This window comes from Hydrogenivirga caldilitoris, assembly GCF_003664005.1.
Lineage (GTDB): Bacteria > Aquificota > Aquificia > Aquificales > Aquificaceae > Hydrogenivirga > Hydrogenivirga caldilitoris.
On record NZ_RCCJ01000001.1, the window covers coordinates 386820 to 409155 of the forward strand.

General features: G+C 46.1%; 28 protein-coding genes and 2 tRNA genes. 14 read left to right on the forward strand and 16 right to left on the reverse strand.

Features of this window, described 5'->3' with window-relative positions:
• Nucleotides 1-166: 166 nt before the first annotated feature.
• Both BCF55_RS02130 and thrB read right to left on the reverse strand, forming a co-directional pair.
• On the reverse strand, nucleotides 167-847 hold the full coding sequence (locus tag BCF55_RS02130; RefSeq protein ID WP_170144727.1) for a type III pantothenate kinase: 681 nt from the start codon (nucleotides 845-847) through the stop codon (nucleotides 167-169).
• A complete protein-coding gene (gene thrB, locus BCF55_RS02135; protein WP_121009335.1) occupies nucleotides 844-1728 on the reverse strand; it encodes a homoserine kinase in 885 nt (294 codons plus the stop codon). The genes BCF55_RS02130 and thrB overlap by 4 nt, the downstream gene beginning before the upstream one ends.
• Nucleotides 1729-1811: 83 nt before the next feature.
• Here thrB and BCF55_RS02140 point away from each other — a divergent pair, with 83 nt between their 5' ends.
• Nucleotides 1812-2075, forward strand: a complete 264-nt coding sequence (locus BCF55_RS02140; protein WP_170144728.1) for a NifU family protein — start codon at nucleotides 1812-1814, stop codon at nucleotides 2073-2075.
• Here BCF55_RS02140 and BCF55_RS02145 read toward each other — a convergent pair.
• Both BCF55_RS02145 and BCF55_RS02150 read right to left on the reverse strand, forming a co-directional pair.
• Nucleotides 2056-3975, reverse strand: a complete 1920-nt coding sequence (locus BCF55_RS02145) for an ATP-dependent DNA helicase (protein ID WP_121009337.1) — start codon at nucleotides 3973-3975, stop codon at nucleotides 2056-2058. The genes BCF55_RS02140 and BCF55_RS02145 overlap by 20 nt on opposite strands.
• Nucleotides 3975-4499, reverse strand: a complete 525-nt coding sequence (locus BCF55_RS02150; protein WP_121009339.1) for a DsrE family protein — start codon at nucleotides 4497-4499, stop codon at nucleotides 3975-3977. The genes BCF55_RS02145 and BCF55_RS02150 overlap by 1 nt, the downstream gene beginning before the upstream one ends.
• A 36-nt stretch (nucleotides 4500-4535) precedes the next feature.
• Between BCF55_RS02150 and BCF55_RS02155 the strand changes: the two genes are divergently transcribed.
• Entirely contained in the window at nucleotides 4536-5159 is a 624-nt protein-coding gene (locus tag BCF55_RS02155; RefSeq protein WP_121009341.1) for a hypothetical protein, read from the forward strand.
• Between the two features lie 40 nt (nucleotides 5160-5199).
• On the opposite strand, the gene BCF55_RS02160 is transcribed toward BCF55_RS02155, so the two are convergent.
• Nucleotides 5200-5658, reverse strand: coding sequence for an antibiotic biosynthesis monooxygenase family protein (locus BCF55_RS02160; RefSeq protein ID WP_121009343.1), 459 nt, complete (start codon nucleotides 5656-5658; stop codon nucleotides 5200-5202).
• 117 nt (nucleotides 5659-5775) lie between these two features.
• Here BCF55_RS02160 and ribH point away from each other — a divergent pair, with 117 nt between their 5' ends.
• Nucleotides 5776-6240: a 6,7-dimethyl-8-ribityllumazine synthase gene (ribH, locus tag BCF55_RS02165; protein ID WP_121009344.1), complete on the forward strand. Its 465-nt coding sequence runs from the start codon at nucleotides 5776-5778 to the stop codon at nucleotides 6238-6240.
• Between the two features lie 3 nt (nucleotides 6241-6243).
• Entirely contained in the window at nucleotides 6244-6678 is a 435-nt protein-coding gene (gene nusB, locus BCF55_RS02170; protein WP_121009345.1) for a transcription antitermination factor NusB, read from the forward strand.
• Here the strand turns inward: nusB and BCF55_RS02175 are convergent.
• From BCF55_RS02175 to BCF55_RS02195, 5 genes are all read right to left on the reverse strand, one after another.
• The gene (locus BCF55_RS02175; protein ID WP_170144788.1) at nucleotides 6650-6874 is read right to left on the reverse strand and encodes a DUF2905 domain-containing protein; all 225 of its coding nucleotides are present in this window, start codon (nucleotides 6872-6874) and stop codon (nucleotides 6650-6652) included. The genes nusB and BCF55_RS02175 overlap by 29 nt on opposite strands.
• 2 nt (nucleotides 6875-6876) lie before the next feature.
• Nucleotides 6877-8124: a UDP-N-acetylmuramoyl-L-alanine--D-glutamate ligase gene (gene murD / locus BCF55_RS02180; RefSeq protein WP_121009347.1), complete on the reverse strand. Its 1248-nt coding sequence runs from the start codon at nucleotides 8122-8124 to the stop codon at nucleotides 6877-6879.
• Nucleotides 8125-8126: 2 nt separating this feature from the next.
• Nucleotides 8127-8558 carry a hypothetical protein gene (locus tag BCF55_RS02185; RefSeq protein WP_121009348.1) on the reverse strand — a complete coding sequence of 144 codons (432 nt, stop codon included), beginning with the start codon at nucleotides 8556-8558 and terminating at the stop codon, nucleotides 8127-8129.
• A 44-nt stretch (nucleotides 8559-8602) separates the two neighbouring features.
• Nucleotides 8603-8677: transfer RNA gene (locus BCF55_RS02190), tRNA-Cys, on the reverse strand.
• 26 nt (nucleotides 8678-8703) lie between these two features.
• Nucleotides 8704-8778, reverse strand: a tRNA-Gly gene (locus BCF55_RS02195).
• A 64-nt stretch (nucleotides 8779-8842) separates the two neighbouring features.
• On the opposite strand from BCF55_RS02195, the gene BCF55_RS02200 reads away from it, so the two are divergent.
• Nucleotides 8843-10153, forward strand: coding sequence for a UDP-glucose dehydrogenase family protein (locus BCF55_RS02200; RefSeq protein ID WP_121009350.1), 1311 nt, complete (start codon nucleotides 8843-8845; stop codon nucleotides 10151-10153).
• Here BCF55_RS02200 and BCF55_RS02205 read toward each other — a convergent pair.
• From BCF55_RS02205 to BCF55_RS02215, 3 genes are read right to left on the reverse strand one after another with little or no spacing between them, the layout of a single operon-like run.
• Nucleotides 10137-10700, reverse strand: coding sequence for a tetratricopeptide repeat protein (locus tag BCF55_RS02205; RefSeq protein ID WP_245960375.1), 564 nt, complete (start codon nucleotides 10698-10700; stop codon nucleotides 10137-10139). The genes BCF55_RS02200 and BCF55_RS02205 overlap by 17 nt on opposite strands.
• Nucleotides 10701-10711: 11 nt before the next feature.
• On the reverse strand, nucleotides 10712-11608 hold the full coding sequence (locus tag BCF55_RS02210; protein ID WP_121009355.1) for a radical SAM protein: 897 nt from the start codon (nucleotides 11606-11608) through the stop codon (nucleotides 10712-10714).
• A gap of 20 nt (nucleotides 11609-11628) precedes the next feature.
• Complete coding sequence (locus tag BCF55_RS02215) at nucleotides 11629-12027, reverse strand: arsenate reductase ArsC (RefSeq protein WP_121009358.1); 399 nt, start codon at nucleotides 12025-12027, stop codon at nucleotides 11629-11631.
• 3 nt (nucleotides 12028-12030) lie between these two features.
• On the opposite strand from BCF55_RS02215, the gene BCF55_RS02220 reads away from it, so the two are divergent.
• From BCF55_RS02220 to hslV, 5 genes are read left to right on the forward strand one after another with little or no spacing between them, the layout of a single operon-like run.
• A complete protein-coding gene (locus BCF55_RS02220) occupies nucleotides 12031-12378 on the forward strand; it encodes an ArsR/SmtB family transcription factor (RefSeq protein WP_245960376.1) in 348 nt (115 codons plus the stop codon).
• A gap of 52 nt (nucleotides 12379-12430) precedes the next feature.
• Entirely contained in the window at nucleotides 12431-12673 is a 243-nt protein-coding gene (locus tag BCF55_RS02225) for a thioredoxin family protein (RefSeq protein WP_121009364.1), read from the forward strand.
• 3 nt (nucleotides 12674-12676) lie between these two features.
• A complete protein-coding gene (locus tag BCF55_RS02230) occupies nucleotides 12677-13630 on the forward strand; it encodes a permease (protein WP_121009367.1) in 954 nt (317 codons plus the stop codon).
• Between the two features lie 13 nt (nucleotides 13631-13643).
• Nucleotides 13644-14195: a ribosome biogenesis GTP-binding protein YihA/YsxC gene (gene yihA / locus BCF55_RS02235; RefSeq protein WP_121009370.1), complete on the forward strand. Its 552-nt coding sequence runs from the start codon at nucleotides 13644-13646 to the stop codon at nucleotides 14193-14195.
• Nucleotides 14196-14213: 18 nt separating this feature from the next.
• Entirely contained in the window at nucleotides 14214-14747 is a 534-nt protein-coding gene (gene hslV, locus BCF55_RS02240; protein ID WP_245960377.1) for an ATP-dependent protease subunit HslV, read from the forward strand.
• Here hslV and BCF55_RS02245 read toward each other — a convergent pair.
• Both BCF55_RS02245 and uvrC read right to left on the reverse strand, forming a co-directional pair.
• Complete coding sequence (locus BCF55_RS02245) at nucleotides 14731-15201, reverse strand: hypothetical protein (protein ID WP_121009376.1); 471 nt, start codon at nucleotides 15199-15201, stop codon at nucleotides 14731-14733. The genes hslV and BCF55_RS02245 overlap by 17 nt on opposite strands.
• Nucleotides 15194-16882 (reverse strand): excinuclease ABC subunit UvrC, encoded by a 1689-nt coding sequence (gene uvrC / locus BCF55_RS02250; protein WP_121009379.1) that lies wholly within the window; start codon nucleotides 16880-16882, stop codon nucleotides 15194-15196. Before uvrC ends, BCF55_RS02245 begins: the two co-directional genes overlap by 8 nt.
• Before the next feature lie 32 nt (nucleotides 16883-16914).
• Here uvrC and flhA point away from each other — a divergent pair, with 32 nt between their 5' ends.
• The 4 genes from flhA to BCF55_RS02270 are packed head-to-tail and all read left to right on the forward strand — an operon-like array spanning nucleotide 16915 to nucleotide 21595.
• The gene (gene flhA, locus BCF55_RS02255; protein WP_121009382.1) at nucleotides 16915-18960 is read left to right on the forward strand and encodes a flagellar biosynthesis protein FlhA; all 2046 of its coding nucleotides are present in this window, start codon (nucleotides 16915-16917) and stop codon (nucleotides 18958-18960) included.
• Nucleotides 18950-20092 carry a flagellar biosynthesis GTPase FlhF gene (gene flhF, locus BCF55_RS02260; RefSeq protein WP_121009385.1) on the forward strand — a complete coding sequence of 381 codons (1143 nt, stop codon included), beginning with the start codon at nucleotides 18950-18952 and terminating at the stop codon, nucleotides 20090-20092. The genes flhA and flhF overlap by 11 nt, the downstream gene beginning before the upstream one ends.
• Nucleotides 20055-20891, forward strand: coding sequence for a MinD/ParA family protein (locus BCF55_RS02265; RefSeq protein WP_121009388.1), 837 nt, complete (start codon nucleotides 20055-20057; stop codon nucleotides 20889-20891). The genes flhF and BCF55_RS02265 overlap by 38 nt, the downstream gene beginning before the upstream one ends.
• A complete protein-coding gene (locus BCF55_RS02270) occupies nucleotides 20888-21595 on the forward strand; it encodes a sigma-70 family RNA polymerase sigma factor (RefSeq protein WP_121009391.1) in 708 nt (235 codons plus the stop codon). The genes BCF55_RS02265 and BCF55_RS02270 overlap by 4 nt, the downstream gene beginning before the upstream one ends.
• On the opposite strand, the gene trmD is transcribed toward BCF55_RS02270, so the two are convergent.
• Entirely contained in the window at nucleotides 21579-22334 is a 756-nt protein-coding gene (gene trmD, locus BCF55_RS02275) for a tRNA (guanosine(37)-N1)-methyltransferase TrmD (protein ID WP_121009394.1), read from the reverse strand. The genes BCF55_RS02270 and trmD overlap by 17 nt on opposite strands.
• Nucleotides 22335-22336 lie beyond the last annotated feature (2 nt).

Genomic DNA, 22336 nt, shown 5'->3' on the forward strand with positions numbered 1-22336 from the left:
TAGACTGTCCCCCAAGGGTTTGATCTAATTTTCCCCTATTCCGTTGCCAAGGAGCCGTGAAGGCTATCCTAACCCTCTCCTACTTACACAAGAATTTAAGCAAATATCCCGAAAATGCAAATATGATGTTCGTCAGCTTTAAAAATTTTTAAGAATTATCAAAAACTTAAAAACCGGCAATTTTTACCATAGCCCTGTGGAGTATCAGGGGGTCGTAAACCCCGAGGTCCTCAAAGAGCCACCCGTCCCCGCCGGTTATGAGCACTTTAAAGGTCTTGCCAAACCTAATACTCCAGTCCTCAACGGTCTTCTCTATGAAGGAGCGGGACTCTCTGTAAACACCTCCCACCACGCAGTCTCTTGTTGACCTGCCTATATCAAGCTTTATGGCTTCCGGTTCAAAGGGAGGTATCCCTTCGGTGCGCTCACTCAGCGATGAGAGCTTTAATCTCACTCCCGCAGTTATGAAACCGCCCTTGAAAGTTCCTTCAAGGAGGAGGTCAAGGACGAGAGCTGTTCCAGCCATAACGAGCACCGCATCCGGGGAATAAAACTCCCTGACTCCGTAAGCGAAGAGAACCCTGTCCACTCCGAGGGTTTCGGGAGTCTCATAATCAACCTCTATGGGAATGTCCTTCAGAGAGAGGAGTTTGAGTTTATGTCCGAAGGTCTCTTCAAGCCTCCTGTTCACCGAGGGGCGAACTGAAAGAGCAACAACCTTATCATGGTATCCCCTCAGTTTCTGTATATCATCGTGTCCGAACCTTCCGAGGTGGTTTAAAGAGCCTTCACTGAACTCGCAGACATCTACGGTGGTATTACCAACGTCAAGGGTCAGAACCTTCACAGCCAGTGCGCTCCCTTCCCGGAACCTTTCAGGTGTAAAACCTTAGCTCTAACCCCTTCCCTTTCAAAGGCTTCTATCATAGCGCTTCCCACCCTGTCTTTTACTTCTCCGGAGCTTATCGCACATACCGTTGGACCCGCACCGCTCAGAAATACCGCATAGGCTCCCGCAGAGTAACCCGCTTCAAGAACCTTCTCAAAACCCTTTATCAGCTTTGCCCTGTAGGGCTGGTGGAGTCTGTCTTCAACCGCAGTTCTGAGGAGTTCATACTTTCCGGTGAGGATAGCCGAAACGAGGAGACTCGCTCTCTGGATATTAAAAACGGCGTCTTTCAGGGAGACTTCCCTCTTTATAACCCTCCTCGCCTCCTCGGTGGACAGTTCAAAGTCTGGAACCGCAAAGACAAGGGAAAGCTCATCGGGGAAGTCTAACCTGTTGTAAACGAGTCCCCCGTTCTGGACGCACACGACGAACCCTCCAACAAAAGCGGGCAGGAGGTTATCCGGGTGGGGTTCAAACTCAAAGGCTACCTTCATCTTATCCTCAAGGTTCACCTCAAGGCTGTGGAGTCTTACACAGGCTTCTATACCTCCCACTATCGCCGTAGCGGAGGAACCCAGACCCCTCGCCGTTGGAACTTCATTGACCTGCTTGAGTTTAAAGGGCTTTACCGGAACTCCGAAAACCTCACAGGCTCTTTTATAAACCCTTATCAGGAGGTTGTTCTCGTCCCTTGGGAGTTCTTTCCCTTCTCCCTCTACCTCCACGCCGAAGGCGTCGCTCTCCCGAAATTCAAAGGTGTTGTAGAGATTGAGGGCTAAGCCGAAGGTGTCGAAACCAGACCCGAAGTTAGTGGTGGTTGCGGGAACGAGGAGTTTCATGGGAATATTATGACCTAATCCATAGAGGGCTTGCATATCTGCCGATATCTTATAGATTGAATAACCTGAAGGAGGTGTCTTGAATGGGAATGCCAACGTGGGAAGAGGTTGAAAAGGTTCTTGATGAGATTAGACCTGCTTTGAGATTTGACGGTGGTGATGTTGAGCTTGTTGATATTCAAGAGGACGGAACAGTCCTTGTAAGATTGGTCGGTGCATGCTCAGGTTGCGGAATGTCCGTTCTAACTCTGAAGGCGGGTATAGAGAGGGCTTTAAAGCAGAAGTTTCCTGAGATAAAAGAAGTTAAGGACGTCAATATGGACGTTCCTATGTCCTTCGGGCTGTGAAGTTTTTCTCGTAAACTATATTCACACCCAGCTCCCGGAGGAAGTTTATAAACTCTTTATACCTCCAGACCCTGTTATCACACAGGATTATGGTGCCTGAGTCTGTCTTCTGTCTCATCAGTCTCCCCACTCCCTGTCTGAACTTTATGAAAGCTTTTCTGCGCTGATACTCAAAGGGGTCTTCACCTATGCTATTTAGATACTTTATCCTGTGGTAAGTTACGGGGTCATCGGGACTTTCAAAGGGCAACTTGGACATGAGTATTCCCTTGTCCCCCCTTACATCTATTCCAGTCCACAGGCTGTCAAGACCTATCAGGATTTTTATCTCTCCCTCCCTTAGTTTCTCTACCAGAGAGTTTAAGCTGCCTTCCCCCTGTTTCACTATTTCACTGGTGTTTTCAAAAAATTTCATATGGTTTCTGTTTGTTAGCAGGACGAGTACCCTCTCGTGAAGATTTTTTATCGTCTCAAAGGAGGTTATGAGGTCCCTCTCCCATTCCTTTCTCTTGGGGTTCGTGTTCATTATCAGAAAGGTAACCTTGCTGTAATCAAAGTTATGACTTAGCCTGTAAAAATCTCCTTCTATCCCGGTTGTAAAGCGTATGTCTTCGGGGTCTATTGTGGCTGAGGTGAGGAGAACCCCCTTGTAAGCTTCCGTTTCTACCACGCCTCTTGGAAAAACCGGGAAAACCTCAATCCTGTAGTTAAAGGTTTGAAGCTTCTTACTCCAGGCTCTTGAGATTTTGTACCCATACTCGGGTTTTTCCTCTTCACAGAGCCGGATAAAGGCGTTCAACTTTTGAAGCTTTCTTTCAAGGTAATCAATCTTCTTGACTTTCTCTATCAGTTCCCTTTCCCTCTCGTCAGGGTCATCGTATCCAGACCTGAACCTCTCAAGGAGTTCAGGAGGAAACACAAGGGTACTTTCAAGAAAACCCTTGAGCTTGTAACTTATCATAAGTCTGCTCTCTAAGAACTCTTCCACCTCTTTCACCAGTGTGTTTCTGAACTCCATATATAGGTTCTTCAGTGGTTCTGCGAGCTTTTCCCTGAGCGCGGGCATGTATGGTGTCAGAGTATCAAGGGCAACCTCCTGGCTTTCCTCCTTAAAAAGCTTTTCAAAGTTTTCCCTGAAGAATTCTTCGGGGTTGAGCTTCAGCTCCCTATCCAGGAGTTTCTCAAGGCTACCTATTAACTCCCTGAACCAGTAAACCGATAAGGCTCCAGTGCTTGCAAGGGTGAGGTATCTGTCAAGTTCATGGGCTTCGTCTATAATCAAAAGCCTATCATGAGCATCATCAAACTCTTTTAACGCCAGCAAGGCGTGGTTAATCACAAGTATCTGGGCTTTCCTTTCCCTGCTCTTTAACCTCTCCCAATAATAACACTTTGTTCTGTGAGGGCAGAGGTTTCTGTAGGAAGGTGTGCAGTAATCATCGTCAATGTTCAGTTTAGAGAGGGCTTCATAGGAGCAACTGCTCAAAGTTAAATCCCCTTCCCATTCCGTTTCAAGGAGTTCTGGCACATCTCCCAGCTCCTCAACAGGTAATCTTTCCTTGTAGTATCTGTCAAGGCAAAGGTAATTACCCTTACCCTTCATTATCAGGTAACTGACCTCTTTTCCTGTCAGGAGTTTGTAGTGTCCCGTGAGAAACTCAACGTCTCTTCTGAGCTGGTCCTGAAGAATCTTAGTTCCAGTTGATACTATTGCCTTCTCGTCTCGGGTTATTATGGGTATAAGGTAGGCAAAGGTTTTCCCAGTCCCTGTTGGAGCTTCTATTAGTTTTACTCCACCTTCTTCAATGAGCTCCTCCATCAGGGTTATGAATTCTTCCTGAGAGCTTCTTCTCTCGTATCCTTTGTTAATCAGGTATTCATAGAAGGAGTTACCACCCATTACAGGACCTTGATGTAACCGAAACCGTTTGTTTGGAGTCTTCCCACGCTTGCAACCCCTGAAGGGACTATCTTAACAAACTCAAAGAAGTTCTCATATTTGAGTTTTAAACTCCTTATGGTTATGTCACATATATAAAACTCAACCTCAAACTGGGCGAGGTAGGCTAATCTTTCACGGGCACGCTTCAGGTCAACCTTTTCCTTTTCCCACCGCGTTCCTTTATGGGTCTTCATGAAGAACTTGACCCCTACGCCGTTCGCAACGAGGACGAGCTTTATCCTGAAGGGGTCAAAGTCGTAGGCTGAAAGATGGTTTCTCACATTGTCCAGCATTCCGTGGAACCTGTTTTCCTGAGGAAAGTCACAGTGGTATACGACGGCGTCCTCTGTTTCCTTTTTTGGAAGCTCATCAAGGGTTAACCTTGGAAGTGAGACTTTCTCCTCCTGAGCAAACACGCTTCCGGTTACCAGTGGTACCGATAGGCTTAAAGCTCCAAGCTTAAAAAATTCCCTTCTGTCCATAGCACACCCCCTTTACAGCTTTTAATTTATTTTTTGATGTTAATTAAGATAGCACTTCTCCTCATAATTTTCTTCTCCCTCTCCTACTCCGTTGAATTGAGAGTCCAGGCTTTTGGAGGGGTTGTGTATAACCTTCCGACTCCCCTGCTCATAAAACAGGCTGGTTATGAGGAGATAGACCTGACCGCAAGGTATGAAACTAGACCCTTTGAAACCTCACCTGCCCCTTACTATGTGGTGAGGGGAGGGGTATGGGAAGGAGGAAAGGCATGGGAGATTGAGCTTATTCACTCAAAGCTGTATTTGAAGAACAAACCTGCCGAAGTTCAGGAGTTTCAAATAACTTACGGGTATAACTACCTGTTGCTCAACAGGGCATGGGAGACAGGGTCTTTTATATGGAGAGTAGGAGGTGGGGTGGTTATTACCCACCCATCAAGTGTCGTGAGGGGAAAGGAAAACGAGTACGTTCGCTACGACATTTCTGGGGTAGGAATCCAGGTGGGTGTTGAGAGGGTCTTATTAAGAGGTAGAAACTTTATCGTGTCGGTAGAGGCTAAACTTAGCTCAGCCTACGCGGAGGTACCTATTGCAGCTGGGTACGCTGTGGTTCCTAACCTTGCCGTCCATGGCATACTGGGCATAGGTTTTGGTTTTTAAAAAAAGAAAAGGAGGGGCGGGGAGCCATGGAGGGGAGGGGTCAGCAGCTTTCGCAGGAGGCAAACTTTTTCTTAGCCTCTATTGCCTTCTGGGCAGTCTCAGGGTCGTAAGCTTTACCCTGCCAGAGCATGTTGTAGGCTATCTCTTCGTTCCCGTTCTCACATAGCTCAAGGACCCTCTCAAAAAGCTTCTGGAATTCAGGGCTTTGGTGGGATTTCTCGTGCTGTTCAAAGGAAGTCCAAAAGGTGACTATCAGAGCTTCCCTGTCTTTGAGGGGTGATACCTCCTTATCTTCAACCGTTGAACCTTCCTTGGAAATCATACCTGCGTTCATCAGAACGAAACCACCTATGAAACCATCTATAGAATGGAAGGTCTTTACGTGCTCACACAGCTCGGCATCCCTTTCTTCAAGGTCTTCTACCGTATAATCAGGCTTTAAAATAACCCTGTTTATTGTTACAACCCCATCCGGGGGAAATTCCTTTATCAGTGCCATCGTTGCTCACCTCCTTTTATATAAGGATATTCATATATAAGAAAACTATTATGATTTCTGTCAAATACGGGAAGAGCTTACATAAAAACCGGTTTTGGGAATATAATTAAAGACACTATGAAAAAGTATGAGGGAGAGCTTAGGGCTGAAGGTATAAGGTTTGCTATAGTAGCCGCAAGGTTCAATCACCTACTTGTTGATAGGCTTGTTGAAGGTGCAATAGACTGCATCCTCAGACACGGTGGAAGTGAAGACAACATTGAGTTGGCAAGAGTTCCCGGTTCATGGGAGATACCCGTAGCCGTTAAGAAATTTTTGGAAAGGGAGGATATAGATGCCGTTATAGCTCTGGGTGTTCTTGTAAGGGGAAGCACACCCCACTTTGATTACATCGCCGCTGAGGTCTCAAAGGGTATAGCTAACCTTTCCATAGATACAGGTAAACCCGTCTCCTTCGGGGTGGTCACAGCGGACACTCTTGAGCAGGCGATAGAAAGAGCCGGCACAAAGATGGGTAATAAGGGATGGGAGGCTGCCTTATCTGCCATAGAGATGGCAAACCTCTTCAAGAAACTTGGGTAGACCATGCGTTTCAGAAAAAAGGCAAGAGAGAACGGTCTTATAGTGCTTTACCGATGGGACATAAGGGGGGATTCTATAGAGAAAGTGCTTGAAGAGTACCTGGAAGAAAAGGGTATAAAGAACGATGAGGTTATTGACTACACAAAGAAGTTGCTGTCAACGGTAAAGGATAGACTTACCCAGATAGATTCTCTTATATCTGAATACTCTGAAGGCTGGAGCTTGGATAGGCTTGGTTACATAGAGAGAAACGCCCTGAGGCTTGGCGTTGCAGAACTGCTGTATATGAATCCTCCAGACCCCGGCAGGGCTTTCAACGATTACATAGACCTCGTCAAGAGATATGCAGACGGCAAAGCGGCTAAGTTTGTGAACGGCATACTTTCAGGCATATACAAGGACTACAAAGCTACCTCTTCAGCGAAAAGAGCAGGTTGAGAAGAAGAGTCAGCAAGATGCTCAATATTATTGAGGTAACTATAGGAAAGTAGAATACGAAGTTGTCTCGCTTTAAAACTATATCTCCCGGTAACTTCCCGAGACCAAAGGGTAGCTTCTCAAAGAAGATAAGCAGGAGTCCCAAGAGGACCATCAGAACCCCGAAAAGAACGAGCATCTTCCCGGCATCCGACATATTCATAGTTTACAACGCTCCCTTACCAGTCTGTTGAAAACTTCCCCCCTTTCAATGTAACTCGTGAACATATCAAAGGAGGAACATCCGGGTGAAAAGAGGATGAAGTCTCCGGGCTTTGCAACTTCAAGGGCTTTATTTACCGCATCCTCCAGAGAGTTCATCAAGGTTATGCAAGACCCCCCGCCAAAGGCGGCTTTCATGAGCTCTTTAGTTTCACCTATTAGGAAGGCAAACTTAACCTTTCTCTGAACAAGCTCCCTTAAAGGCTCAAAATCAGCCCCCTTATCTTTCCCTCCAGCTATCAGGATTACACTATCGTCAGGGAAACTTTCCAGGGCAGCTCTGAGGGCGTTGGGTGTTGTTGACTTGGAATCGTTGTATATCTCTACTCCTGTCCATTTCCCGACGAATTCCATCCTGAAAGGCAATCCCTTGAATTCCCTTAAAGTATCCCTTATGCTATCAACGCCTACACCTTTCAGAAGGGCTATGATAGACGCCACCAGAGCGTTTCTAAAATTATGCTCCCCTTTAAGGTTCAGGTCTGAAAGCTCAAAGAGTTTTTCTCCTTCAAAGTAAGCTACTCCCTTAGCTAACTGAACGTTTTTTTCCAGGAGTATTTTTTTTGCGTACGTGGGCGTGCCTGTCACCTCCTCCTGAGCTGAGCCTGCTATAAAGAAATCTTCATGGCTTTGCCTCAGGAATATATTTTGCTTGCTTTTAAGGTAATCTTCTAAACTCGGATGCCAGTCAAGGTGGTCCTCGTAGAAGTTCAGGAATGCACCTACCTTGGGCTTAAAGGTTGTAAGCGTCTTTCCCTGAAAGGATGAGACCTCTACCACTGCGGTGGCTGAAGGGTTTCTTAAGGCTATTTCAGAAAGGGGGGTGCCTATGTTACCAGCCTCATATACCTGAGGAAACCTCCTTGACAACATAAGATAGGTGAGCGTGGTAGTTGTTGATTTCCCGTCTGTCCCAGTTATGGCTATTACTTCTCCCTCAAAGAATCTGTAAGCAAGTTCAAGCTCTCCTATTACCTCTATCCCTTTCCTTATAGCTTCTCTCCAGAGTGGATGCCTCGGTGGTATCCCGGGAGAGAGAACGAGGGTATCAACCTCACCTATAAGCTCCTCCCATCTGTCCCCTCTGGCATCATCACCGCAGAATACCGTAACGCCTTTACTTTCAAGAAGTTTGACCGCTGCCTGCCCGCTTTTCCCAAGACCCCATACCAGAACCCTTTTCATGCTCACATCATCTCCGAGGTTGTAGGTTCAACTTTAGATTTAAGAAGCTTATAGGCGTAGTCTTCGTCAAGGTAAAGATGCTTTGCCATTCCTGATGCCATTAATCTCATATAGTAATCCCTTTCATAAGGGGGAACTATCTTTAAAGACTCAACGTAGGCTTCTAACTCCTTATATACCCACCACTTTTTCCTTATACCGAAGGTGAGCTTTTCTACAAGGTTCTGTTTTATGTGGGTAAGCTCATGGGCTATGGTTATCTCTTTCTCCCATCCGCTCAAATGCCTGTTTACCTCTATCCTGAAGGTAAATGCCCGTCCCCAGTCTTCCATCTCTTTATACTCTACTAAAACCGGAAATATCTTCCACACAAACCGAATCTCATAGTTTTTGAAGAGTTTCAGCCTTCTTATCTTGTAGGGTTTGTAACCCATGTAGTTTTATTAACGTTTCCAAAACCACCTTCCTGACATGAATATGGAGGCGACGGGCGGATTTGAACCGCCGTAAAAGGGATTTGCAGTCCCTCGCCTAGCCGCTCGGCCACGTCGCCTATCACTTAAAAGTTATGCCTTTTTATGGAGCGGGCGACGGGACTTGAACCCGCGACCTGCTGCATGGCAAGCAGCCGCTCTACCACTGAGCTACACCCGCTAGGGTATATATTATAACCTTCCTTTGTAAGAATTCTACGGTCTGTAAAGGTTAAAATTTTCCTATGCGGGTAACGGTAATAGGAGGAGGATACGTAGGTCTTGTCACAGGAGCTTGTTTTTCCCATTTGGGGAATGAGGTTCTAATAGTTGAAAAGGTCCCTGAAAAGGTGGAAAAACTCAGAAGGGGTGAGAGTCCCATATACGAGCCAGGACTTGATGAACTCTTGAAGGAGGGTATTGAGGGAGGAAGTCTTAGGTTTACAACAGATATAGAGGAAGGTGTAAACTTCTCGGACGTTGTCTTCATATGTGTGGGAACACCTTCTTTACCTGATGGTTCTGCTGACCTTTCGCAGGTTGAGGAAGTTGCAAGACTTACCGCCAAAAGCATGAAGTCTTATAAGCTTCTTGTTGAGAAGTCAACGGTTCCGGTCAATACCCACCAGCTTGTAAAGAAGACTGTTCAGAGGTATCTAGGAAGAGATATCCCCTTTGACGTTGCTTCAAATCCGGAATTCCTCAGAGAGGGTTCCGCCGTTTATGATTTTCTTAATCCGGACAGAATAGTGGTTGGTGTTGAAGGTGACAAAGCCAGGGAGATAATGGAAGAACTATACAGACCATTAACCGAGAGGGGTTTCCCTCTTCTGGTCACTGACCCGGCAACGGCTGAGCTTATAAAACACGCCTCCAACTCCTTCCTTGCTATGAAGATATCCTTCATAAATATGGTGGCAGACCTGTGTGAGAGAACCGGAGCGGATATAGAGCTTGTTGCGGAAGGCATGGGCTACGATAAACGAATCGGCAGAGCTTTCCTTAACGCAGGTATAGGCTATGGGGGTTCCTGTTTTCCAAAGGATGTTAAAGCTTTTATCAAGATAGCGGAGGACGTGGGACTTGACTTTGGACTACTCAGGGAGGTTGAAAAGATAAACTCGGAGAGGATAGGAAGGTTCATTGAGAAGGTGCTCAATGCCCTGTGGACCCTGAAGGATAAAAAGATAGCCGTTTGGGGGCTTGCCTTCAAACCCAACACAGACGATATAAGGGAAGCCCCTTCCCTTAAGCTGATTCCTGAGCTTCTAAAGAAGGGAGCAAGGATAAGAGCTTACGACCCTAAGGCTATGGAGAACTTCAGCAGGGTTTTCCTGCCTGGAGATGACCTCATGTACGTCCAGGATAAGTACGAAGCTGTGAAGGGAGCTGAAGCCCTTTTGATACTCACAGAGTGGGAAGAGTTTGCCAAGGCTGACATGGAAAAGGTCAGGGAACTCATGGAGCTTCCAATAGTGGTTGATGGTAGAAACGTATTCAAGCCTAACCACATGAGAGCTCTTGGTTTTGAGTATTACTCTATCGGTAGGAGCTGAAGATGTCTTCGTGGGTAGAAGAGTGTTTATTAAACCACTGTTCTAGGTCTTCGTAATCGTACTCCCCGTCCTTTGTAAAGACTTGCTCAAACTCGTCAAAGCTCATCCCCTCAAGTATGGCGAGTATATAAAACCTCACGCCCGGTTCATCACTCGGGTTCATCTTGTAAACCTCTTTAAATATCTTCAGTGCCTTTTCCAGCTCACCAACTTCCCAGTAGAAAACCCCCATGCTTATAAGCGCCTTTATCAGATGTCTGTTTGTAGGATATTTCCACTCAAGCCTGTCAGGTAGCTTGTTCTCTTCGGATATAAGTTCAATAGCTCTTCTGTAAGCTTCCTCAAGGATACCTTCCGCATCCTTTACCCTTCCTTCCATCTCGTATATCTCGTTGAGAAATACATAAGGTTCAAGGTAGTATGGGTCTCTTTCTATAAGTTTTTTGAGAAATTCTTTGAGCTCTTCTATCCTTCCCTCCTTAAAGAGCTCCTTTGCTTTTTCAAAATCCTTTGAGGTTTCCCTCTCTATATCCACGAATTCTCTCATGGGTATGAATTTTAATCGTTAATTAGGGTCAATCCATGAGCTTTTTCAAGTGCCCTCTCGTATTCTTCCCTTGACACTCTCCTTGCAAGCTCAGGATATTCCTTAGCCCTGTAGAAGGGGAAGTACTGATCCATCACGTTCACCGCAAGCTCAGGGTCTATACTTCTCAGAAAGTCCATAACCTCCTTTGTTGTAGATATATCGTTGGGTAGAACGAGGTGCCTCACTATCAGTCCACTGACAGCTATTCCCCGCTCGTCGGTCTTCAGGTTTCTCACCTGCCTGTAGAATTCCCTTATAGCCTCCTTGGCGTGTTTTGGGTAGTCCTTGACCTTGGAGTACTTCCTTCCGAACTCTCTGCTTAAATACTTCAAGTCGGCGAGGTATATGTCCACTATCCCGTCCAAGAGTTTGAGGGACTCCAAGGAATCAAAGGAGGAGGTGTTGTAAACGAGGGGTATCCTAAGACCCTTCTCCACCGCTATAAGGAGAGCTTCCAGTATCTGGGGCACCACGTGAGAGGGAGACACGAGGTTTATATTGTGGCATCCCATGTCTTGGAGTTCCAACATCATATCGGCGAGCTCTTCAGGTTTAGCCTCTCTCCCCTCTCCGAAGTGGCTTATTTCATAGTTCTGACAGTAAACACACCTCATGTTGCAATAGGAGAAGAATATTGTTCCGCTGCCCCTGTAGCCCCTTATGGGAAACTCCTCACCCCTGTGGGGAAAGTATGAAGAGACAACCGCATACCTTCCCGTCTTGCAGTATCCAAGCTCGTTCTCAAGTCTGTTCACCTCGCAGTTGTGGGGACAGACTCGGCAGGAGAGGAGCATCTCCTTAGCCTTCTCAACCCTTTCCCTTAACTCTCCGCTTTCGTAGAGGTTGAGGTAGGAGGGATACCTCATAGGTATAATTTCTTTTCCTCTCAGAGTCTTTCAATGAGCTCCTTCACCCTCCTCTCTATCTCGTCCCTGACCCACCTGAAGGCGTATAGACCCTTACCGGCGGGGTCGGGAATGCCCCAGTGTTCTGTCTTGGCTCCCGGCACCACAGGACACTCGTTCTTTGCCGAATCGCAGAGGGTTATAACGAGGTCAAGCTCGTTAACGGGTATCTCCTCAAGGCTCTTTGAATACTGGTCGGATATGTCTATCCCCACCTCCTTCATGACCTCTACGGCAAGCCTGTGGACGTAGCCCGCCGGTTTGGAGCCTGCCGAGTAAACCTCTATGTCTTTTCCCATCTCCTTGGCAAAGTACTTAGCAAACCCCTCCGCTATCTGGCTCCTCGCCGAGTTTCCCGTGCATATAAAGGCTATTTTCATGGCTTGATACCTCTTGTGAGGGACTCTATCTTTATCACAATGGAACTTGAGAAACTAAGGAAATTTTACTACGCCCTTTCCGACGAGGTAAGATTGAAGATAATCTCCTTGCTCTCCAAGAAAGGTGAGCTATGCGTGTGTGAGCTTCAGTCATTCTTCGGCATATCCCAACCCAACCTCTCCTTTCATCTAAGGGTTCTAAAGGAGGCGAACCTCGTAAGGACCCAAAGGAGAGGTAAGTGGGTATATTACAGACTGAACGAGGACAATGAGCTCTTGAGAGCGAACCTGAAGTTCATAAACTCCCTTGGGCTTGAGGTTCCTGAAGAGACCGCCTGCGAGCTTACTTGACCACCATCATATAAAAAATTTTTTATATAATTAAATCCTATAGGAGGTTGCCATGAAAAAGGTTCAGGTTATAAGTGCGTCAAACTGCAAGAACTGCGAAATTCTATACGATGTGGTCTCAAAAATCGTGAAGGCTAAGGGGATTGATGCGGAGGTTGAGAAGGTCCTTGACGTAAAAGAGGTTGTGAAGTTCGGTGTTATGACAACTCCCCTGCTCGTTGTGGACGGAGAACTCAAGCACGCCGGGACTCCCCTGCCTTCCCCGCAGGAGATTGAGGAAATGATAGGTGGATAGGTGATGTTTTGGATTTACGAAAGGCTCGCCGACCTTATTGTCTACAATCTCCTGAACCTTCAACAGGGTGAGAGGCTTGCGGAGGCTCTTCACTTCTTCATATACGACACCCTGAAGATATTTACCCTCCTCTTCCTCGTGATATTCTTCATGTCCCTTGTAAGGAGCTACTTCCCCCTTGAGAGGACGAGGAGGATAATCTCCCGTCATAAGAAGCTTGCCCTTCCCCTTTCAGCCTTCCTCGGAGTTCTGACGCCCTTCTGCTCCTGCTCAGCCGTCCCCATGTTCATAGGCTTCGTGGAGGCAGGCATACCCTTAGAGGCGACCTTTACCTTCCTGGTGGCTTCCCCGACGGTGAACGAGATGGCTTTGGGACTTTTGCTCTCCCTCTTTGGTCTTAAGGTTGCTCTCCTCTACATAGGTCTGGGTATAGCGGTCGCCGTCTTTTCGGGATACCTGATAGGGAAGGCAAACCCGAGGAGTCTGATAGAGGACTACGTCTTTCAGGTTCAGATGGGTGAGAGCGAGGTAAAGGATATAAGCTTTAAGGAGAGACTCAAACTCTCCCTTGAAAGTGTCAGGGAGATAGTGGGAAAGGTCTGGATATACATACTTATAGCTATAGGGATAGGGAGCTTTATCCACGGATACGTTCCCCAGGACCTGATTGAAAAGGTGGCTAAGGCTTCAGGTATATTCGGAGTTCCTCTGGCGGTGGTCATGGGAATTCCCCTTTACTCCAACGCCGCAGGTGTCCTTCCGGTAATCCAGCCTTTAATAGATAAAGGAGTTCCAATAGGAACAGCCCTCGCCTTCATGATGTCTGTTACCGCCCTCTCCCTGCCAGAGTTCCTGATACTGAAGCAGATAATGAAGGTAAAGCTCATAGCTATATTCGCAGGTGTCGTCGGAACGTCCATAATCGTAGCCGGCTACATCTTCAATCTCGTTCTCTAATATACTCTTCTCTATGAAGGTTCAGTTTCTAAAGTCCACCGTGAGGGAGTTCCCCCCTGCGGACAAACCCGAGGTCGTCTTCGTTGGGCGCTCCAACGTGGGGAAGTCCTCTCTGATAAACATGGTCACGGGAAGGAATATAGCTCGTGTCAGCAAGGAGCCGGGAAGGACGAGGACCATAAACTACTTCCTTCTTGAGGATAGCGTCTATCTCGTGGACGTCCCCGGTTACGGCTTTGCGAGGGTTCCCAAGGAGGAGCAGGAAAGGTGGAAGAGCATGATGGAGAACTACTTCCGGGAGAGGAAGGAGAACATAAAGATGGTTTTCGTCCTGATAGACGCCGTTGCCGGCGTGCAGAAACTTGACGAACAGATGTTAGAGTGGCTCCAATTTATAGGAGTTCCTTTTACCGTGGTTCTTACAAAGACTGACAAGGCTAAGCAGAAGGAGCTCTCAAGAACTCTGAAGCAGGTGAAGGGCTACGTCGGTGAGACCGCAATTGTTATGAGCTCTGCCAAAGAAGGGAAAGGGAAGAAGGAGATACTTAGCAGGATATTCTCCTGAAAGCTGTATAATCCTTACATGATGGAAGTTCGCTCAACTACCATTCTGGCTGTAAGGAAAAACGGGGAAACCGTTATAGGTGGCGATGGGCAGGTCACTGTGGGAAGCTCCGTTATAAAGCACTCAGCTCGGAAGATAAGGAGACTATACAAGGACCAGGTTGTCGTGGGTTTTGCAGGAAGTGCTGCCGACGGACTTGCCCTGATGGAGAGACTTGAGCAGAAGCTGGAAGAGTTCAGGGGTAACCTTCTCAGAGCCTCAGTGGAACTTGCAAAGGACTGGAGGATGGACAAGTATCTCAGGAGGCTTGAAGCCCTTATGCTTGCAGTTGACAAAGAGCACATGCTTCTTATATCTGGCAACGGGGACATAATAGAACCGGATGAGCCGGTGTTGGGCATAGGTTCTGGAGGAGACTTCGCGCGTTCAGCAGCCCTGGCTCTTTACAGGAACACCAACATGAGTGCTGAGGATATAGTTAAAGAATCTCTCAGGATAGCCTCCGAGATATGCGTTTACACCAACTCAAACATAGTTATTGAGAAGCTTTAGGTACATATAAAAGACCGAGAGTTCCGCCCCATATCAGATGTAGCAGGAAGAGGGAGATATGATCCTTGAGGGGTATATTTAAAAACTCTTTCATGAATTTGGCACCGCCGTAGGCGGTAATTACAAGTACAAAGAGGACAATTAAGTGCCACACTGCACCGAAGGTTAAGCCTTTGAACAGTCCATTTTTAGGAGGAACGAGGCGGTAAACCTGAGGATGAACGAAGACCAAAGCCAAAACTACGGAATTAATGGTGTGTCCCGCAGCCATAATCCAGTCTTCCATCCCTCTGAATAAACCCCATATCTTTATAAGCTCTATATATCCCCTGTATGTACCGAAGAGTCCGAGGAAACCGTCAAGCATAAGGTCAACTCCGAGCATAACGTAGCCTGCGACTAAACTGGCAAATATGTAGCTCGGGAAGTTCACCCCTTTCACGATACTATTCAAGGTATTTCTTTACCTCCTGCTGGAGCGAGATAGGAAGACCCAACTTTCTGAGTCTTTCTTCATCCGCCCTGATAAATTCATAGAGGTTGTCAAAGTTCCTGTAAATTATCTTTCGTCTCGTTTCACCTACACCCTTTACCTTGGAAAGAACGTCTTCCAGAGCTCTCTTTGTCCTAAGCTTTTTGTTGTAAGAGAGGGCGAACCTGTGAGCTTCGTCTCTTATGAGACCAAACACTCTGTAAAGTATGGGTTCTTCCTTGAGTTTGAGTTGTTTCCCGTCTTCGGTAAGAAGTATCTCTTCCTCCTTTGCTATGGAAAAGACTTTAATAGGCAGGTTAAATAGGTCTCTTACCTGAATTGCAACGTTCATCTGTCCTTTGCCTCCGTCTATGAGCCACAGGTCAGGCATAGGCTCCCTTTTCTCTTTGAGCCTCCTTGCCCTTCTGGTAAGTACCTCTCTGAGGGCACCGTAGTCGTCTATCTGGGACAGGCTCTTTACTCTGTACCTCCTATACCTCTTTTTGTTTATCCTCCCCTCTTCCCATATTACACAGCTTCCTACCGTATCTTCTCCATAGAAGTGGGATATATCAAACCCCTCTATTATCCTTGGAAGTTGGATTCCTAACTTACCGGAAAACTCCTCCTCCAGAAGTTCAAGGTTTATACTCTCTTTGACGTTTTCCTCTGCGAGATTTACCAGCTCCAGAGGTACTTCCTGCAAGAACTCCACCTTGTGTTTTGCCCTTTCCCTAATCCACCTTTTGGCTTCCTCGGATAGTTTGAAGTTCCCAAGGATGGTTTCAGGAACGAAGTTTGAGTAGTAATACCCAAGTATGAATTCTTCAAAATCTGTTTCCCTGTCAAGGTCGTAAATCTCTTTGCTTATCAGCTTACCCCCCCTTATCAGGAACAAACCTACCCTTCTGCCAAGCGTGTAAAAGAGATCCGCACAGTTGTAAGGAAGTCCTGTAACGCTCTGACCCCTGGTTATATTTTCAAGAGCCCTTATCTGGTCCCTTATGTGGGCGCACTTTTCAAAAAGCATCTCTTTCGCAAAGTCTTCAACCTTTTCGTACAGCTTCGGAAGTATATCTGCCACCTCTCCCGAGAGTAGAGCCTTGCTTCCCTCAACGCTCAGTTCGTATTCTTCCCTGGTAACAAACCCTGTGCAGGGGGCGGAGCAGAGTCCGAGGTGGTAGTCCATACAAGGTTCTGTCCTTTTAGGCAGAGGGTCACAGGTTCTTAGCTTAAAGAGTTTATGGATTAATTTCTTGACCTTATAAGCCTTGCTCGCCTGCAGGAATGGTCCGTACAACATACCCTTGTGCTGGGTACCCCTTACGACTTTTATAGTCGGATAGGGTTCCTCCGTTAAGAGGAGCATAGGATAACCGCCTCCGTATTTGTGTAGTATGTTGTATTTGGGCTTGTGGGATTGTATGAGGTCAACCTCAAGAACCAGGGCTTCAAACTCATTCCTGGTTATTATCCATTCTAAACTCACCGAATCTCTAAATATCGCAAATTCCTTAGTGTCGGTTTCAGAGAGTTTAAGATGTTGCTGGAGCCTCTTCTTTATGTTCTTCGCCTTTCCTATGTAAGTTGGTTTCCTTTTGCCTTTGAATATATACACGCCCGGTTTCTCGGGAGCTTTTGATACAACCTCTGTCCAGTTCATCTTAAAGAAATATAATTTCCTTAAGGGAGTGTATGAAGTACAAAGAAGCTTGGATAATCTTAGCCTTTATTATAATCCTTACGGCGATAATAATTCCCATTCCAGCTTTTCTTCTTGATATACTTCTTGCAACCAGCATAACCTTTTCCCTTGCCGTTCTGGTGCTTACATTCTTTGTTAAGACTCCCCTTGAGCTCAGCTCCTTCCCAACGATACTTCTTATGGGTACGCTCCTCAGACTTTCCCTTAACATAGCTGCGGCAAGGAGAATACTCCTTTACGGACACGAAGGCACCGATGCGGCAGGACACATAATAGAGGGTTTCGGAAAGTTTGTGGTCGGTGGGGACGTGGTAGTTGGACTGATCGTGTTTCTCATATTCATAGTCATAAACTTTATAGTTATAACCAGGGGTGCGGAGAGGATATCCGAAGTGTCTGCAAGATTTACCCTTGACGCTATGCCTGGAAAGCAGATGAGCATAGATGCGGATTTGAATGCAGGTCTTATAACGGAGGAGGAAGCAAAGAACAGGAGGGCACAGCTTGAAAGGGAAGCATCCTTTTACGGTGCTATGGACGGAGCAAGCAAGTTCATAAGAGGGGACGCTATCGCTGCACTTCTCATACTCTTCCTTAGCCTTATAGGGGGTCTCATAGTCGGGCTTGTCTTCAGGGGAATGGCTTTTATGGATGCACTGCAAACTTACACCTTGCTTACGGTGGGAGAAGGTCTCGCTTCCCAGATACCCTCTCTTATACTTTCAACCTCTGCAGGTTTGATAACCACCAAAAGTTCCTCCTCTGATGAAGTAGGGGCAGTTATAGCTGAGGAGTTTTCAAAAGAACCGAGAGCCCTTCTCTTTTCCTCTGCACTCCTGGTCTTTATAGGTCTACTGCCGGGACTTCCGAAGATACCCTTCTTCTTTATGGCGGGTGTTCTTGGGGGACTTTACTACGCTCTGAGTAGGAGTTTAAAGGAGAAACAGATTAAAGAGCTTGAAAAGCTCGTTGAAGAGCAGAAAAAGGAAGAATCAAAAAAGAGAGAAACCGAAGAAGAGTTTATACCTCAACCCGACCCTATAACAATGGAGGTGGGTTACGGTCTTATCCCCTATGTAGACGAGAGCCAAGGTGGGGATGTACCACAGAGAATCAGGACTATGAGGAGGCAGATAGCTCAGGAATACGGTGTAATAGTCCCTCTGGTGCACATAAGAGATAACCTCAAGCTCCAGCCAAATCAGTACCGGATACTCATCAAAGGGATTGAATCCGACTCCTATGAGATAATGCCAGGATACTCGCTGGCTGTTGATCTTGGTACTACCAGAGGTAAGGTTGAGGGTATAGAGACGAAAGAGCCAGCCTTTGGTATGAGAGCCTTCTGGATTCCTGAAGACAAGAAGGATGAAGCCCAGAGGAAAGGCTATATGGTGGTTGACATAAGTACTGCGATAATTACGCACCTGTCCGAGGTTATAAAGAGAAATCTCCATGAGCTTCTCGGAAGGAATGAAGTCATTGAGCTTATTGATAGGCTCGCAAAGAAGTATCCTAAGGTAGTTCAGGAAATAGTCCCAGAACACGTTCCCATATCCGTGGTGCATAGAGTTCTTCAGAACCTTTTGAGGGAAGGTATACCTGTCAACGACCTTTTGACCATACTTGAAACACTTGCTGACTACATAGACCAAACCAGAGACCCGGATATACTGACGGAATATGTCAGGCAGAATCTGTCCAAGAAGATAACACGTATGTACATGACGGATGGGGTTCTCTACGCTCTGGCACTATCTCCAAAGGTTGAGGCAAAGCTTATCCACATGATTAATGAAGGAAGGGAAGATGAGTTCATAGACCTCGTCTTGAACAAACTTTACAGGAAAATGACAAAGGAGATTGAAAAGTTTGTTCAGTTTCAGGCGCAACCCGTTCTCTTGACATCGGCGAATTTACGTAGATATGTGAGAAAGACCTTAGAGCCCTACTTACCTCAGCTCGCCGTTCTATCTTATAATGAACTTGAAAAGCAGGTTAACATGAAGATATTAGGACTTATAGATGAAGACTGAAAAGATAATAGTTAGCTCTTTACAGGAGGCTGTGGAGGAGTTAAAAAGAACATACGGGGACAATGCTGTAGTTCTTTCGTCAAGGATAGTAAAGAGAAAGAGATGGAGCTTAATTCCCTTCTTCAAAACAACCCTCCTTGAGGTTACGGTTGGAATACCCGAAAAGGAAGGGGAATTCCAGAAGGAGTTTGAGGAGAAGATAAGAGTTTATGAAGAGCTTGAAAAACTCAAGAGCACATTGAGTGAGGTTATGAAGACCGTCCGCACCCAGGATGAGGAAAGGGAAGCCCAGCGTACAAACGTAAATGAAGGCTTGTCTATGAGAGCACAACGTGTCCTGTCCCGTATGGTTTATAGGGGTGTTAGAAAGGACATAGCCAGAAGGCTTGTTGAGGAAGCCTGTGGCTACGACATAGAGCTTGGAAAACTTGACTTCAAAGAGGATATATATCCGTCCTTGATTGAGAGCCTTCGCAAGAACATAGTTATTGAAGGGGAAAAGATCTTTAACAGCACTCCTCGTATTATGGTCCTGATAGGACCTACCGGTGTTGGTAAGACTACTACCATAGCCAAGCTTTCATATCTGTTCAAGAGGGCTGGTAAACGTCCCGGAGTTATAACGCTGGACAGTTATAGAGTGGGTGCCGTTGAACAGCTTAGAGCCTTCATAAACATAATGGAGTTACCCTTCAGGGTGGCGGATACACCGGAGGAGTTTCTTAAATCTTTGAACGATATGGAGAACAGAGACCTTATACTCGTTGACACCGCCGGTAGAAGCCAGCACGATAAACTCAGGTTAAACGAGCTGAAGCTGTTTCTTGAGAGTACGGAGACCCAGATATACCTTACCCTTAGCGCTAACCTGTCCGAGCTTGTTATGTATGAGGTGATAATGCAGTTCGGTATGTTTCCCATAAGAGGTTTGATATTCTCAAAGCTTGATGAAACCTCCTATCCTGGAAATGTAATAAACGTTGCTTACAGAACAAAGCTACCTATACTCTGCTTTACAACAGGTCAAACAGTACCCGATGACATAGTCATGGCTGATTACGAAGTTCTGGCCAAATTAATGTTAGAGGAGAAACATGAGCTTGAATCAGCAGGCAACTCACCTGAGGCATAGGGAAGGTGCCGAAACCGGTACCAAGTACCTCGCCATAGCGAGCGGTAAAGGTGGTGTTGGAAAGACCATCTTATCTTTGAGCATAGGTAAGAGCCTGTCCAATAGTGGCAAAAAGGTTCTCATAATAGATGCGGATTTTGGATTGAGTAACATTCACTTGATGCTTGGTATTACACCCCAGAAGAATCTCGCCCACTTCTTCTTCGGCGACGCCTCCTTTGAACAGATAGTTGTGAAGGTTGAGGATAACTTCTCCTTCATATCAAGCGGTAATGGTATCTACGAACTTGCAAAGCTGCCAAAGGAGCAGGTTATAAACCTGATAAGGAGACTCCAGGAGCTTGCGGAAGACAACTACGATTATGTGATATTTGATACCCCACCGGGAATACATGACGATACCATAGCTGTTGTTTCCTCCGCCGACTTTCCTCTTATAATAACCACCCCTGAACCGACCGCCGTTGCAGATGCATACGCCCTAATTAAGATAATAAACAGGGAAAACGAGACTGAGAACTTTTACCTCGTAGTCAACAAGGTTGAAAACGATAACGAGGGTAAAAAGGTCTATGAGAGCATAAAGCTTTTAACGGAAAGGTACACGACCGCAAAACTCAACCACGTGGGAAATATAAGGTACAGAAAGACCCTCATAAGGAAGATTATTGAACAGAATCCCTTTGAAAGCGGTTTTATGGATGATGTGTATAATATTCTATCCAACATGAGTGTTGACGTGCTGCCCAGGAGGAGAGGCTTCTGGGAGAGTGTAATGTCAAGGTTGCTTAGGAAATGAAGAATCCCTATTCTTACGGAGAAAAGGAACGAGAGGAGCTCGTATTAAAGTACCTTCCCTTAGTTAAAAGCATAGCTTTCACCATAAAAAGACACATACCACCCACAATAGATGTAAGGGATTTAATAGGGCATAGCATAATCGGACTGATGAAGGCTCTTGAAAAGCTTGATACCCAAAAGAATCCCGAAAGTTATCTTAAAATCAGGATAAGGGGAGCTATATACGACTATCTGAGAAGCCTTGACTTTGGAAGCAGAAGAATAAGGGAGAAGGAGAGGAGGATAAGGGAAGCTCTCAGGGAGCTTACCGAGGAATTGGGAAGGGAGCCTACCGATGAGGAGATAGCGGAGCACCTTGGAGAGGACCTTGAAGTCCTACAGCATGACCTTAGCAGGATATCCTTCTCTTACATACTCAACCTTGAGGACATATTTACAGAGGAAAGGAGGAATTACGAAGAGGTCATAAGCTCAAGGAGAGCAGACGTTGAAGAGGAGGTGGTAAGGAAAGACCTCATAGAAAAGCTGAAAGAGGCCATAGAAAAGCTTGATGAGAGGGAAAAGCTCGTAATACAGCTCATATTTTACGAGGAGTTGCCCTTAAAAGAGATAGCTCAGATACTGAATTGTTCTATATCGCGTGTATCCCAGATAAAGGGAGAAGCTATAGAGAAGTTGAAGAAGCTCATGAAAGATTTTTAGACCTCAACCACTCTTCAAAGCTCATACCTTTCTTTATACTCTCCATAATCTCAAGCTCCTCCTCTGTAAGGTCTCGTGGGATGAGGTCCGGTCTCTTCCTTAAAGTGTTCTCTATTTTGTGCCATAACTTCCAAAGTTCAATAAGTTGGTGGTTGCCCGAAAGTAGAACATCAGGCACCTTCATACCCATGAATTCTCTCGGCCTTGTATAAACAGGGTATCCCAACCATCTACCCTTATAGGAATCCTCCTCTATACTCCGTGGTTCGCTTAAAACACCAGGTATAAGTCTGCTCACGGCGTCTATAACAGTCAGTGCGACGAGTTCACCACCGCTCAGTATAAGGTCTCCCACTGATACCTCCTCGTCCACTATAGACTTTACCCTCTCGTCCACTCCCTCGTACCTTCCACAGATTATCGCTACCTTCTCCTTCTTCAAAAGCCCTTCTATAAAGCTCTGATCAACTCTCCTGCCCCAGGGTTCTGTTATCAACACATAGGGCTTGCCATAGTTTTCTACAACGTGTTCATAAGCCCTAAATATAGGTTCAGGTTTCAGGACCATTCCCGGAAACCCACCGTAAGCCGTATCATCCACCTGCCCTTTAGGGGCAAATTTCCTTACATCAATGGTCCTGATAACTACCTTCCCCTTATTTATAGCTTGGCGAACTATACCAAACTCAGCATAGCATTCCACCACCCTGGGGAAAATCGTAAAAACGTAAAACTCCATAA

Coding starts and splice junctions, on each gene's coding strand:
- flhA (WP_121009382.1), top strand. CDS start 16,915: ATGAAGTACAAAGAAGCTTGGATAATCTTAGCCTTTATTATAATCCTT.
- BCF55_RS02265 (WP_121009388.1), top strand. CDS start 20,055: ATGAGCTTGAATCAGCAGGCAACTCACCTGAGGCATAGGGAAGGTGCC.
- thrB (WP_121009335.1), bottom strand. CDS start 1,728: ATGAAACTCCTCGTTCCCGCAACCACCACTAACTTCGGGTCTGGTTTC.
- BCF55_RS02145 (WP_121009337.1), bottom strand. CDS start 3,975: ATGGGTGGTAACTCCTTCTATGAATACCTGATTAACAAAGGATACGAG.
- flhF (WP_121009385.1), top strand. CDS start 18,950: ATGAAGACTGAAAAGATAATAGTTAGCTCTTTACAGGAGGCTGTGGAG.
- BCF55_RS02230 (WP_121009367.1), top strand. CDS start 12,677: ATGTTTTGGATTTACGAAAGGCTCGCCGACCTTATTGTCTACAATCTC.
- BCF55_RS02210 (WP_121009355.1), bottom strand. CDS start 11,608: ATGAGGTATCCCTCCTACCTCAACCTCTACGAAAGCGGAGAGTTAAGG.
- trmD (WP_121009394.1), bottom strand. CDS start 22,334: ATGGAGTTTTACGTTTTTACGATTTTCCCCAGGGTGGTGGAATGCTAT.
- murD (WP_121009347.1), bottom strand. CDS start 8,124: ATGAAAAGGGTTCTGGTATGGGGTCTTGGGAAAAGCGGGCAGGCAGCG.
- BCF55_RS02200 (WP_121009350.1), top strand. CDS start 8,843: ATGCGGGTAACGGTAATAGGAGGAGGATACGTAGGTCTTGTCACAGGA.
- BCF55_RS02270 (WP_121009391.1), top strand. CDS start 20,888: ATGAAGAATCCCTATTCTTACGGAGAAAAGGAACGAGAGGAGCTCGTA.
- ribH (WP_121009344.1), top strand. CDS start 5,776: ATGAAAAAGTATGAGGGAGAGCTTAGGGCTGAAGGTATAAGGTTTGCT.
- uvrC (WP_121009379.1), bottom strand. CDS start 16,882: ATGAACTGGACAGAGGTTGTATCAAAAGCTCCCGAGAAACCGGGCGTG.
- BCF55_RS02160 (WP_121009343.1), bottom strand. CDS start 5,658: ATGGCACTGATAAAGGAATTTCCCCCGGATGGGGTTGTAACAATAAAC.
- BCF55_RS02155 (WP_121009341.1), top strand. CDS start 4,536: ATGTTAATTAAGATAGCACTTCTCCTCATAATTTTCTTCTCCCTCTCC.
- BCF55_RS02215 (WP_121009358.1), bottom strand. CDS start 12,027: ATGAAAATAGCCTTTATATGCACGGGAAACTCGGCGAGGAGCCAGATA.
- BCF55_RS02140 (WP_170144728.1), top strand. CDS start 1,812: ATGGGAATGCCAACGTGGGAAGAGGTTGAAAAGGTTCTTGATGAGATT.
- nusB (WP_121009345.1), top strand. CDS start 6,244: ATGCGTTTCAGAAAAAAGGCAAGAGAGAACGGTCTTATAGTGCTTTAC.
- BCF55_RS02150 (WP_121009339.1), bottom strand. CDS start 4,499: ATGGACAGAAGGGAATTTTTTAAGCTTGGAGCTTTAAGCCTATCGGTA.
- BCF55_RS02205 (WP_245960375.1), bottom strand. CDS start 10,700: ATGAGAGAATTCGTGGATATAGAGAGGGAAACCTCAAAGGATTTTGAA.
- BCF55_RS02175 (WP_170144788.1), bottom strand. CDS start 6,874: ATGTCGGATGCCGGGAAGATGCTCGTTCTTTTCGGGGTTCTGATGGTC.
- BCF55_RS02225 (WP_121009364.1), top strand. CDS start 12,431: ATGAAAAAGGTTCAGGTTATAAGTGCGTCAAACTGCAAGAACTGCGAA.
- yihA (WP_121009370.1), top strand. CDS start 13,644: ATGAAGGTTCAGTTTCTAAAGTCCACCGTGAGGGAGTTCCCCCCTGCG.
- hslV (WP_245960377.1), top strand. CDS start 14,214: ATGATGGAAGTTCGCTCAACTACCATTCTGGCTGTAAGGAAAAACGGG.
- BCF55_RS02185 (WP_121009348.1), bottom strand. CDS start 8,558: ATGGGTTACAAACCCTACAAGATAAGAAGGCTGAAACTCTTCAAAAAC.